At 69.3% G+C, this 11,829-nt stretch carries 9 protein-coding genes; 6 read left to right on the top strand and 3 right to left on the bottom strand.

The window, feature by feature from the left end; all coding sequences use genetic code 11:
• Positions 1–111 precede the first annotated feature (111 nt).
• Both gcl and ACYQ5L_RS16555 read left to right on the top strand, forming a co-directional pair.
• The gene (gcl, locus tag ACYQ5L_RS16550; protein WP_459958534.1) at positions 112–1,935 is read left to right on the top strand and encodes a glyoxylate carboligase; all 1,824 of its coding nucleotides are present in this window, start codon (positions 112–114) and stop codon (positions 1,933–1,935) included.
• Positions 1,932–3,110, top strand: a complete 1,179-nt coding sequence (locus ACYQ5L_RS16555; protein WP_459958536.1) for a glycerate kinase — start codon at positions 1,932–1,934, stop codon at positions 3,108–3,110. Before gcl ends, ACYQ5L_RS16555 begins: the two co-directional genes overlap by 4 nt.
• A gap of 207 nt (positions 3,111–3,317) precedes the next feature.
• On the opposite strand, the gene ACYQ5L_RS16560 is transcribed toward ACYQ5L_RS16555, so the two are convergent.
• Both ACYQ5L_RS16560 and ACYQ5L_RS16565 read right to left on the bottom strand, forming a co-directional pair.
• The gene (locus tag ACYQ5L_RS16560; RefSeq protein WP_459958540.1) at positions 3,318–4,163 is read right to left on the bottom strand and encodes a glycosyltransferase family 2 protein; all 846 of its coding nucleotides are present in this window, start codon (positions 4,161–4,163) and stop codon (positions 3,318–3,320) included.
• A gap of 98 nt (positions 4,164–4,261) precedes the next feature.
• Complete coding sequence (locus tag ACYQ5L_RS16565; RefSeq protein WP_459958543.1) at positions 4,262–5,380, bottom strand: lycopene cyclase family protein; 1,119 nt, start codon at positions 5,378–5,380, stop codon at positions 4,262–4,264.
• A 90-nt stretch (positions 5,381–5,470) separates the two neighbouring features.
• Between ACYQ5L_RS16565 and ACYQ5L_RS16570 the strand changes: the two genes are divergently transcribed.
• The 3 genes from ACYQ5L_RS16570 to ACYQ5L_RS16580 all read left to right on the top strand — a co-directional run bounded on the left by ACYQ5L_RS16570 (position 5,471) and on the right by ACYQ5L_RS16580 (position 8,118).
• Positions 5,471–6,379 carry a hypothetical protein gene (locus ACYQ5L_RS16570; protein WP_459958547.1) on the top strand — a complete coding sequence of 303 codons (909 nt, stop codon included), beginning with the start codon at positions 5,471–5,473 and terminating at the stop codon, positions 6,377–6,379.
• A 179-nt stretch (positions 6,380–6,558) separates the two neighbouring features.
• Positions 6,559–7,755: a lipase family protein gene (locus tag ACYQ5L_RS16575; RefSeq protein ID WP_459958549.1), complete on the top strand. Its 1,197-nt coding sequence runs from the start codon at positions 6,559–6,561 to the stop codon at positions 7,753–7,755.
• Between the two features lie 138 nt (positions 7,756–7,893).
• The gene (locus ACYQ5L_RS16580) at positions 7,894–8,118 is read left to right on the top strand and encodes a hypothetical protein (RefSeq protein WP_459958551.1); all 225 of its coding nucleotides are present in this window, start codon (positions 7,894–7,896) and stop codon (positions 8,116–8,118) included.
• A gap of 7 nt (positions 8,119–8,125) precedes the next feature.
• On the opposite strand, the gene ACYQ5L_RS16585 is transcribed toward ACYQ5L_RS16580, so the two are convergent.
• Positions 8,126–10,168, bottom strand: a complete 2,043-nt coding sequence (locus tag ACYQ5L_RS16585; RefSeq protein WP_459958553.1) for an AMP-binding protein — start codon at positions 10,166–10,168, stop codon at positions 8,126–8,128.
• 526 nt (positions 10,169–10,694) lie between these two features.
• Here ACYQ5L_RS16585 and ACYQ5L_RS16590 point away from each other — a divergent pair.
• Positions 10,695–11,771 (top strand): alpha/beta hydrolase, encoded by a 1,077-nt coding sequence (locus tag ACYQ5L_RS16590; RefSeq protein WP_459958555.1) that lies wholly within the window; start codon positions 10,695–10,697, stop codon positions 11,769–11,771.
• Positions 11,772–11,829 lie beyond the last annotated feature (58 nt).

Here is an 11,829-nt window from a genome sequence, read left to right on the forward strand (position 1 = left end):
ACACGCTGTGCGGCACCCGGCTGCCCGCGGGGTGGGTGCACACTTCCGCTCCGGCCGAACCGCCTCGGTGGTCGGAGCGTCCATTGGCACACGGGAACCGGGAGAACTGAAATGGCACGTATGAGAGCCGTGGACGCGGCGGTGCTGATCCTCGAGAAAGAGGGTGCGACACAGGCATTCGGGCTGCCCGGCGCCGCGATCAATCCCTTCTACAGCGCGATGCGCGCGCACGGCGGGATCAAGCACGTGCTGGCCCGGCATGTGGAAGCGGCCTCGCACATGGCGGAGGGCTACACCCGCGCCGCCGCCGGGAATATCGGCGTCTGCATCGGCACCTCCGGGCCGGCGGGCACCGATATGATCACCGGATTGTATTCCGCCAGTGCGGATTCCATTCCGATCCTGTGCATCACCGGGCAGGCGCCGGTGTCCAAGCTGCACAAGGAGGACTTCCAGGCTGTCGATATCGCCTCGATCGCGGCGCCGGTCAGCAAGTGGGCGGTGACCGTGCTCGAGCCCGCGCAGGTGCCGGGCGCCTTCCAGAAGGCGTTCCAGCTCATGCGGTCCGGGCGTCCGGGGCCGGTGCTGATCGACCTGCCGATCGATGTGCAGCTGGCCGAGATCGAATTCGACATCGACACCTACGAGCCTCTCGAGGTGCACCGACCGGCCGCCACTCGCGCGCAGGCCGAGAAGGCGATCGCGATGCTGATGGCGGCCGAGCGGCCGTTGATCGTGGCCGGTGGCGGCATCGTGAACGCCGACGCGGCGGATCTGCTCGTGGAATTCGCCGAGCTGACCGGTGTTCCGGTGGTTCCCACCCTGATGGGCTGGGGCACCATCCCGGATGATCATCCGCTGCATGCGGGCATGGTCGGTTTGCAGACCTCGCACCGGTACGGCAATGCCACCATGCTCGAGGCCGACTTCGTGCTCGGCATCGGCAACCGGTGGGCCAACCGCCACACCGGCGGTATCGAAACCTACACCAAGGGCCGCACTTTCGTGCACGTCGACATCGAGCCGACGCAGATCGGCCGGGTCTTCGCCCCCGATTTCGGCATCGTCTCCGACGCGGGCGCCGCACTGGCCGCCTTCCTCGAGGTCGCCCGCGACCTGGTGGAGGAGCGCCCGCTGCCCGATCGCAGCGCCTGGGCCGCCACGGTGCAGGAGCGCAAGCGAACCCTGTTGCGCAAGACCCACTTCGACGCGGTGCCGATCAAGCCGCAGCGGGTCTACCAGGAGATGAACGCGGCCTTCGGCAACGATGCCCGCTACGTCACCACCATCGGCCTGTCGCAGATCCAGGCGGCGCAGCTGCTGCACGTGTTCAAGCCGCGGCACTGGATCAATGCCGGACAGGCCGGTCCGCTGGGCTGGACGCTGCCCGCCGCCCTGGGCGTCGCCACCGCGGCCCCGGACTCCACCGTGGTCGCGCTCTCGGGTGACTACGACTTCCAGTTCCTGATCGAGGAATTGGCCGTCGGCGCCCAGTTCAACATCCCCTACATCCACGTGGTGGTGAACAACTCCTACCTGGGCCTGATCCGTCAGGCGCAGCGGCAGTTCGACATGGACTACTACGTGCAGCTGTCCTTCGAGAACATCAACAGCCCGGAGCTCGGCGTCTACGGCGTCGATCACCTGAAGGTCGCCGAAGGACTGGGCTGCAAGGCGATTCGCGTCACCGAACCCGGCAAGCTGGGCGCGGCGTTCGAGGAGGCCAAGCGGCTGCGCGACGAGCACCGGGTGCCGGTGCTGGTCGAGGTGATCCTCGAGCGCGTCACCAATGTGTCGATGGGCCTGGAGATCGACAGCATCAACGAATTCGAGGAGCTCGCGGATTCGGTCGTGGACGCACCCACCGCCATCGCGGCGCTGTCCCCGGCCGCGGCCGGTGCGGCGGAGTACGAATCGGCTGGGAGCGCACGGTGATCGGGGTGCGCGGCGGTGCTCGCAAGGGGTGGCAGGAAGGGCATGTGATCATCGCCCCGGACAAGTTCAAGGGCTCGCTCACCGCCCCGCAGGTCGCCGCGCACCTCGCCGCCGGACTCCGCCGGGTGCGCCCGGAGCTGCCGGTGCTCACCGTTCCCGTCGCTGATGGGGGCGACGGGACCGTGGACGCACTGGTGGCCTCCGGGTACTCCCGGCTGCAGACCACCGTCACCGGACCGGTCGGCAATCCGGTCGTCGCCTCCTACGCGGTGCGCGACGAGACGGCCGTCGTGGAACTCGCCGAAGCCTCCGGGCTGCGGCGACTGCCCGGCGGTCCGACCCCCGCCTCCGCGCTGGCCGCCACCAGCGCGGGCACCGGTGAGCTCGTCCGCACCGCGGTGCAGGGCGGGGCGCGCCGGATTCTGCTGGGCCTGGGCGGGAGCGCGTGCACCGACGGCGGCGCGGGCCTGCTCACCGCCCTCGGGGCGCGGCTGCTCGATGCCGACGGGCAGCCGCTGCCGCCCGGCGGCGCGGCGCTGGCGCGACTGGAGACCATCGACCTGAGCGAGCTGATCCGGGTTCCGGTCACCATCGCCTCCGATGTCGACAACCCGCTGCTCGGACCGAACGGCGCCACGCAGACCTACGGCCCGCAAAAGGGCGCGGGCCCAGCCGAACTCGCCGAGCTCGAACGCGGCCTGGCCCGGTTCGCCGAGGTCGCCCGCCGCGATCTCGGCGTCGATCTGGCCGACCGGCCCGGCGCCGGGGCCGCGGGTGGCGTGGGCTTCGGAGCCATGGCGTTCCTCGGGGCGACCCTGCGTCCCGGCGTCGAAATCATCCTCGAGCACGTCGATTTCGATGCCCTGCTCAGCGGCGCCCGCCTGGTCATCACCGGTGAGGGCTCCCTCGACGAGCAGACCCTGCACGGCAAAGCGCCCATCGGCGTCGCCCGCGCGGCGGCGCGCGCCGAGGTGCCCGTGCTGGCGGTCTCCGGTCGGCTCATGGTGGCCCGGACCATGCTGCGCCGCTTCGGATTCGAGGACGCCTTCGCGCTCACCGACATCGAATCCGATCCGGAGGTCTGCATGTCCGAGGCCGGTCGCCTGCTCGAAGAGCTCGCGCTGCGCATCGCCGAGTCCGGAGCGATCGAACCACTGACCCGAAACACCTTGTAAGACCCCGAACTCGATTCCCTGGCGAGGCCCGGCGGCTCGGCATCGACCACTCCGATGCCGAGCCGCCGCCCGCCCCCGGTGGGGTGGCCCGCCTGCGCATCCCCGGCTCTCTCACATCCGCCGGGGAGCGGTCGCCGGCTGGGGGCCGGGGCGAGAGGCGCGCGATCATTCATCCACTCGATGCTGCCCCGAAAACTGGGGCTGTGCTCAGGAAATTGCTCGTGCTTTGGTTGGTTGCAGCGTGAACCGGCGCCGGTCGAAATCCCAGAAAAGGTAGATCGGCCATTGCGCGGTGTGCGCCAGCCATGCTCCCGTTATCACGGCGCGATGATAGGGGAGCACCTCGTAGCCGTGTTCCTCGATGGTCCGCAAGCCGGAGAGCTGGAATCGCCACCAATCGCCGGGATTTGTCCGGCGGCGGCGTGCCGATGTGGTGGCGCGCATTTTCTTCAATTGATCGATGCGCAGGCCGCGAATGGTCAGGCACAGTGCGAGATCCAGGTCTTCCACGACATTCGGAGCGGTATTCGTGCGGTCGCGGATCTGCTCCCAGGCCGTCTTCCGGATGGCCATGTTCGGGCCGTGCATATTTCCGACGCGGCCGCCGAGCTTGCCGCGGCGGTCCTGGATCCAGAAGCCGAGCCGAAGGAAGAAGCCGACGGGGGAGTCGTGGTAGGTGGTGATGCCGGTGACCGCGGCGGTCTCGGCGTTGTCGGTGAGATGGCGGCGGATGGTGGCCGCCCAGGCGGGGTCCGCGAGGGTGTCGCCGTCGGTGCGGGCAATGAATTCGCCGCGGGCGGCGTCGAATCCGGTATTGCGTGCCCGGGCAAGGCCGCGGCGCGATTCGGTGACGATCTGAATTCTGGGATCGGACTCCTGGTAGCGGAGCGCGATTTTCAGTGTGTCGTCGGTGGATCCATTGTCCACGACGACTATTTCATCCACCGCCTCCTGGCCGATCAATCGGTCGAGGGTTGCGGCGATACCGGTTTCTTCGTTCAGCACCGGTATGACGACGGACAGAACGACGGAATCGGTGCTGTGGCTTGACATAGGCGCATTACTCCCGGCGTGAGCGGAAATTCAACGGCCTAATCTTGAGCCCGGCTCCGCACCCGTACCAGCCCCAGAATATGGGGTGAGCGTCCAACTCATCGTTCGGCCGCGCGACCGAGCCCGACGGAGGCGGCGGCGACGGTGCGGCGCATCCGCCACGGCAGCGCGGCGAAGACCGAGATCATGGCGCTCATCATGCCGTCGAGATCGTCGCGGCCGGAGAGGTAGGCGCGTTGCCGGTCGGGGGGCAGGGTGAAGAAGGCATCGAAGAACAGTGGAACCTCCTGCGGGGCAAGCGATAGCAGTGCGCGCAGGCCTGCGCTGCGGAGGTGGTGCACGGCGCGAGCCGGGGCGGGCCAGAGGGTGTCGCCGGTGATGGCGGCATCGGCCAGGCGCAGGGCGGTGGCCACGCTGTAGCCCGTGGCCGGATGCACCAGGGCGCCTGCCGCGCCGAAGGCGTGCGGACCGGGCCGCCCGCCGTGCACCGGGAATCGCACGCGCTCGATTCGTTCGGCGCCGGTGAGAGGGATTCCGCGGCAACGCAATCGGTATTCGAGGCGGGTGCGCAAATCGGTGAGGTCGAGGGCGGGGCGACCGGCCAGGCAGGTCTCTTCCAGGAGCACGGTGTCCGCGTCGAGCGGCACCGCGTACAGAAATGACGGGGGCGCAGCGGGATCCGCGCCATTGTCGGGGCGCCAGTCCATGAACAGCGTCTCGTCCGCGGTCCAGCGCTCCCGCTCGACCACCACACCGAAGGCGGTCTGCTCGGCGAGCGCGGGGGAGCGCGGCACGCCCCGCGCGTCGATCACGCGTCCGCCCGGCAGCACCGTGCCGGAGGCCAGCCGCACCGAGGGCAGATCCAGTGCGTGCCCGCTGCGCGACGGGCCCGCGATCTCGACCACCCGATCCGCGATGATCCGCGCTCCTCCGAGATCGAGTGAATCCTGGAGCCCCGCGGTATCGAATACGACGTAGCGACGATCCAATTCGGCCCGCCGGGTGCCCCAGGCCACCGGCTGGTCGACGGCGGCGGCCACCACCTGCGGCGACAGCCAGCCGGGCAGCTCATCGGCCCAGGCCGCATAGGTGGCGGTCCAGCGCCGGTGTGGTTGCGGATCGATCACCGTGACCGATAGTCCCCGTGACAGCGCCCGATGCGCGAGCGCCCGGCCCGCCGGGCCCGATCCGCAGACGACGAGATCACTGGTGGTCACCCTGCGATTGGATCATGCCGGGCGCGCGTCATACGCTTCGGTAACCATTGCCGCGCCGGGGAGGTCGCGGTAACTGCGAAAGGTTGAGAGATGACGTATCCCCCCGGACCGCCGACCGGTCCCGGATTCGGTGGCGATCCGAATGCCCACGGTCAGCAGCCGGAACCGGGCGCGGCGTGGTGGGAGGGGCCCACGACACCGCCGCCGGCGCAGTACCCGGCGCAACCGGCCTGGCCCGGCGCCGCGCCGGAGCAGGGAGCGTGGCAGGGTCAGCCCGCTCAGCCGGACTGGAATGCGCAGCAGGGCTATCCGCAGCAGCCCGGCTACCCGCCGCCACCGCCGAAATCCAATACGGGGCTGATCGTCGGCATCGCGCTCGGCGTGGTCGCGGTGCTCGCGGTCGCGGTCGGCGCGATCGTGGTGTTCGCCCGCGGCGGCGATTCCGAACAGGCCGCCGTGACCTCCTCGACGACCACGGCATCGACCACCTCCGCCGCTCCCACCACGCGCCGCACCACCACGACCACCACCAAGGCCGCCCCCGCGGGCAACCACTTCAGCTACACCGAATACAGCGGCGCCTGGAACTTCAAGCTCGGTGACGTTGCCCTGCAAGCGGATTGGGTCACCGGGCAGGACTACACCGACTGCGCCCCCGTCGAGGAGACCGGCAAACTCACCAGCCTCGGCTGCCAGTACAGCGCGGAACTGGTCTGGCAGGCCGAAGGCGGCGCCCTCATGCTCACCCAGTACGTCCTGGGCATGGGCGACGCCTCGAAGGCCTCCGGCGCCGAAGGCCAGTTCGACGACAAGGACATCCGCCTGAACCCCGGCAGCTACATCGCCGACTGGGAAACCGGCAAGTGGCGCGACGGCAGCGAGAAGGAATTCCTGGTCATCACCTTCGCCACCGCCACCGCCGCCGTCGATGCCGATACCGTCGAGAAATACCTGCGCTACCGCCATCAGGACACCATCGGAGCGCTCATCTTCCGCTGAGCCTTTCCGGCTGCTGAGGAATTGCTGTTTCCCCGTCGCGTGGCGGCTCTCACGCGGCGGGACCATCATGCGCCACGGCTGAATCTCGTGTCGGTCGCTACAGGCCGTGCGTGTCAGTGGAGTTCGCCCGAGACGGGCACGTACGCTGCCGAGTTATGGCTCGTCATGTGATTCGCTCAATGATTGCTATTCTGACGATCGCGGCCGGAGTCGCCGGTGCGTCGCCGGCGTTCGCCGCCCCCGGCGCGCCACCGCTGCCCGGACAGGACCCGTTCTACGATCAGCCGGCCGACCTATCCGGCGCGAGCATGGGCAGCATCGTCGACAGCCGCCCGGTCGCCGTGCTCGACATCCCGACTCGCGCGCAGATCAGCGCCTGGCAGGTCAAATACGTCAGCCAGGACACCAAGGGCAAGCCCTGGACCACCATGGCGACCATTATCAAACCCGTCACCGCCGGACCCACCCGCCTGCTCGCCTTCCAGCCCTGGATCGATGCGCTCGACACCCGGTGCAACCCCTCCTACCAATTGCGCGCCGGCTTCGGCTACATGGCCTCGACCGGCATGGTGGGGGAGACCCTGAACCTCGGCACTGCCCTCGACCGCGGCTGGACCGTCGTCGTCCCCGACTACCTCGGCCCCGAAAACCAGTTCGCCGCAGGCTATGTCGAGGGCCGAAACACCCTCGACGGCATCCGCGCCGCGGTGAACTTCGACCCGGCGGGCGTCACCGCCGCCGACCCCATCGCCCTGTTCGGTTACTCCGGTGGCGCCCGCGGCACCGAATTCGCCGCCGAACTGGCCGCCGACTACGCCCCCGAACTGAATATCGTCGGCTCCGCCGCGGGCGGCCTCCCCACCGATATGGCCGCCTCCGCCGCCCTCATGAACGGCGGCGCCTTCTCCGGCATCGACTTCTCCTCCGCCTACGGCCTGGCCCGTGCCTACCCGGAACTGGACATTCCCGCCTATTTCACCGATCCCCAACTGGAACAGTCGCTTTCGGGCATGTGCCAAACCCAGATCCTGTCCGCCTACCCGTTCACCTTCGTCCAGGACAAAACCGTCGATCGCATCTGGCCCCTGGGCGAACCCGAGGTCGCCGCGGTCCTCGACACGCTGAAGGCGGGCCGCTACGGCACGCCGAACGCCCCGCTCTACCTCTTCACCGCCGAAACCGACCAGATCGCCGTGACCCCGAAAACCGATGAGCTCGTGGCCGACTACTGCACCCGCGGAGTGCAGGTCACCTACGTGAAATACCCCGGCACCGAACACGTCACCGCCGAAACGGCGGGCTCCGGCGCCGCCCTCGACTGGATCGCCGACCGCTTCGCCGGCGCTCCCGCCGGTACCAGCTGCACTCGGGCCTGATCCGGACAGGCCGGCGAGTCGACACAAGGTGGTACCCGAAGTCACTGTGATATCTCCAAAGGGCCCGGGAGGTAACACAGTTCGCGCGAGCATCGCTTTACCGTCGGATGAGGACGGAGTGCGAAGGAGCGTGCGGGTATGCAAGGCTTCGACAATCGTGTGTTCGGGGGACTCCAGGCGGTGCTGGATCGCCGGGTCGTGGTCGACTTCGGCTGGGCGGGAATGATTCTCGAATACGCCGCGACATACGCCGAGGCGTGGGAATTCGCCACCGCCGCGGCGCAAATCGGACTCAGCGTCAGGGTGGACGGCAAGATCCGGCCCGGGCTGCGGCCGCTGCCGTGCCGTCGCCTGTGGGGTTGAGCGCCGATCAGGCGGCGGGCTGATCGGGTGGCGCGCCGGTGAGCAGGCGCTTGAGGACCTTGCCGGTCTCGCCGCGGGGGAGGGCGCTCAGGAACACGATGTCGCGGGGCACGCTGAAGCGGCTGAGGCGATTGCGGATGTAGGCGCGAATCATGTCCGAGTCCAGGCCCGCGCCTTCGCGTTTGACGATGTAGGCGGCCAGGCGCTGACCGAAGACGTGGTCGGGGACGCCGACCACCGCCACCTCGCTGATCTGCGGGAGGTGGGCGAGAGCCTCCTCGACGGGGCGCGGGAAGACGTTCTCGCCGCCGGAGATGATCATCTCGTCGCCGCGCCCGGCGATGAACAGCCGGCCGGCGACGTCGAGGTAGCCGAGGTCGCCGGTGTCGAGCAGGCCGTCGGCCTCGTCCGGCGGCGGGCAGTTGACGTAACCGTCGAAGAGCATGTGATTGCCGACGTAGATGCGACCGGTCGCGCCCACCGGCACCGGGCGCCGGTCCTTGTCCAGGACGGCGACTTTCGTGCCGAGCGGCGGGCGGCCGGCGGTGGTGGGGGAGACGCGCAGATCGTCGGGGGTGGCGATGGTGGCCCAGGAGACCTCGGTGGAACCGTAGACGTTGTAGAGGATATCGCCGAAGCCGTCCATGAAGGTCAGCACCGCCGCCGCGGCCAGGGGCGCGCCGCAGCTGGCGACAATGCGCAGGCTGGCGGTGTCGTAGCGGGCGCGGACGGGAACCGGCAGGTCGAGGATGCGCTGCAGCATGGTGGGGACGACGATGAGGGTGGTCGCGCGGTGTTCGGCGACCAGCCGCAGGCAGTCCTCGGCGTCGAAGTGATCGGGCAGCACGACGGTGGCGCGCAGGGCGGTGCTCAATTGCAGCGCCGCCAGTCCCCAGGTGTGGAACAGCGGGGCGGGAATGAGGATGGTCTCGTTCATCCGGAACGGGATGCGCGACAGCAGGGCGGCGATGGTGGCGAATCCCTTGGCGTGCGGCCGCCGCGCGCCCTTGGGCAGCCCGCTGGTGCCGGAGGTGAGCACCACCAGCTGGCCGGGCCGGACCGGCTTGCGGAACCTGGTGCGCCCCACGGCGATCAGATCGTCGACGGTGGTGTGCCCGGGCGCCGTGGCGTCGGTGCGGTAGCGGCGGATATCGGCGTGCAGATAGTGCACGAGGTGGTCCAGCTCGCCGTCCACGAACAGGGTGGTCAGCCGGTGATGCTGCACGATCTCCTCGAGGGCGCGCGCCGAGAGTCCCGCATTGAGCAGGATGACGTCGACGCCGAGTTTGCCCGCGGCGACCATGGTTTCGACCATCCGGGCATGATTGTGCGCCAGCAGCCCGATGGCGTCACCGGAGCCGAGCCCGAGCCCGGCCATGGCGCCCGCCAGCAGATGACTGCGCTGGTGGATCTCCCGGAAGGTCCGCGTTCCGCGATCGTCCACCACCGCGGTCCGGGCGGGCGTGTACGCCGCCGCGGCGGCATAGCCGCCCGCCAGATTGAATCCCCACCTGTACAGTCCGCCGAGCTGTTTGGCGCTGCGCACGGGCCGCACGGAACGCACGACACCGGTCGAGACGACCTGCCCGGCCACCTGGAGACGACTGCGCAGCCCGGTGGACTCGGCATTGGTCACCACCGAGGTCTGTGAGCCCGTGACCAATTCGACCAACCGGCCCAGCCCGGCGTGCACCCACGCGGTGACCTCGGAATTGGGCATGTCGGTCAGCATGGGGTGCACGCGGCCGATCAGGTAGAAGGTGAGGGCGACCCGGGTCCGCTCCTCGTGCTCGCGCAGCCGCACCGAGACCAGACCGCCGGTGTCCACACACCGCAGTGCGAAACCGCCCTGGCGATCCACCAGCAGGGTCGCCCGGCGGATGTGGATGTCCCCGCCCGCGGCGCCCATGCGGATCAGCCACAGGGGTTTCCCGTCGACCGTATCGGCCTGCTCGCACGCGCCGACGCCACGCAGAATCCGCGGATACAGTTGCGGATCCAGCAGCAGCTCCCGGACGGCTCCCGGCGCGATCGGCAAATCCGCGGTCATATCGAAGATGGTGGTAACCAATGCTCTGCCGTCCCTGACGAGCCGATTCGTACCTCTGAATCGGCGGGCATCCATTGATAACCGGTGAGCGGCCGCCGGGTCGGTGAGTTGACCGAAATCTGTGATCGCGCCCTGCCGGCGTGGTCCGGCATTGTGACACAGCGGCGTTCGGCGGTGTCCACCGCCGATGAGCCCGGACTGCGACGGGCGGAGGACCCGATCCTGCGACTCACCGGCGGCGGAATATGCTCGCCGGGAGGGGAATTGGGCAGGCAGCCCGGCGTGCGCGGGAACAACGGTGTTCACCTCCCCGCCGCGGGAACGGCGAGTACATCGACCCTAGGGCCGCGCCGCGACCGGGTGCGACTCCGGCCGCGGAGTCTGAGCGCTGTCACAGTGGCGGCGGTCTTTTCCTGGGGGCCATCACGATTGCCGCCGATAAGGCTGTCGGCGGCCGAATTCCCCGCATAGCTTCGCCCGCACCAGTTCCCGCGTGTTCAGGGGTGAGGCATCCGTGATTATCCGTATGGACCGACGATTCCGCACCACTATTCAGCCGATCCTCGCGTGCCTGATCGCTCTCCTGGTCGGCGCCACCGGTTCGGCGCCGGCCGAACCGGTGCTCGAGGTCGACGCACCGGCGCCGGAGCGGGCGATGGCCGCCGCCCGGCCCGCCCCCGGCGGCGCCCGGTTGATCGCCGCGGCGCGCGGCCCGGGCCGGGTCCTCGAGCTGACGGTGTACTCGGCGGCCATGGGCCGCCACATTCCGGTGGCGGTGCTTCCGGCGCCGGATGATTCGCGGCCGGCTCCCGTGCTGTACCTGCTCAATGGCGTCGACGGCGGCGCCGATACCGGGGTGTGGAGCGAGGGCAGCAATTGGCTCACCGAGACCGATGCCGAGCGGTTCTTCGCCGACAAGCAGGTGACGGTGGTGGTCCCCATCGGCGGCGCCGGCAGCTTCTTCGCCGATTGGCGCGCCGACGATCCGGTCCTGGGCAGGCAGCTGTGGACGACATTCCTGACCGAGGAGCTGCCGCCGATCATGGACACCGCGTTCGGCGGCAGCGGCGCCAATGCCGTTGCGGGACTGTCCATGGCCGGCTCCGCGGTTTTCCGGCTGGCGCTGGCCGCACCCGGCCGCTATCGCGCCATCGGCTCCTACAGCGGCTGCGTGCGCACCAGCGATTTCGCCGGTCAGGCCATGGTGAACGCCATCGTGGCCTCGCGGCGCGGTGATCCGCTCAACCTGTGGGGCCCACCCGGGGATCCGGCCTGGGCCGCCAATGATCCCTACCTGCGCGCCGCCGAACTGCGCGATATCGCGATCTTCGTGGCCACCGGCACCGGCCGGCCCGGCCAGTTCGACACCTTGAGCGCGCCCGGCGTGAACGGCAATCCCATGCAGCTTTTCGATCAGCTCTTCGTCGGCGGCCTGCTCGACGCCGCCACCCACCTGTGCACCCGGCAGCTGCGGGATCGCTTCCGGGAGCTGGACATTCCGGCCGTGTTCGACCTGCGGGAGACCGGCACCCACTCCTGGAAGTACTGGCAGCAGGATCTGCACAATTCCTGGCCGATGTTCGCCGCCGCCCTCGGGGTGTGAGCACCGCGAAAAGTGAGCGGATCTCTCGAACCGTGACGGCGAGGCCGCTGCGCAACCA

The sequence above is a fragment of the Nocardia sp. IFM 10818 genome, assembly GCF_054655275.1.